General features: G+C 71.6%; 1 protein-coding gene. It reads right to left on the bottom strand.

All coding sequences use genetic code 11. The annotated features are described in order from the left end of the window. Positions 1-243 (bottom strand): hypothetical protein (locus tag EXE44_RS20565; RefSeq protein ID WP_158293524.1); only part of this gene is annotated, 243 nt, incomplete at both ends.

Here is a 243-nt window from a genome sequence, read left to right as displayed (position 1 = left end):
ACGTCCCCGTCCAGCGCGTCGACGCTGATCCGGAGCGAGTTCGAGACCGACTCGGCGTCCGGGAGGGACGGCACCGCCGGACCGAGCCCGAGGCAGATTCGCTCGGTCCCGGCGGTGCGACCGAGCGTCCGGAGGAAGGGCACGGCCGCGGTGAGATCGACGCCGGACCCGTCGTCGCCGAACCGCTCCAAGACGGTCTCGACGCCGAGACACAGGAGGTGATCGTCGAGCGGTGTCGTCAGG

The sequence above is a fragment of the Halorubrum sp. SS7 genome (assembly GCF_005435055.1).
GTDB lineage: Archaea > Halobacteriota > Halobacteria > Halobacteriales > Haloferacaceae > Halorubrum > Halorubrum salinarum.
Note: the sequence above shows the minus strand (reverse complement) of the source record. Positions and strands in the feature narration are given on the sequence as shown.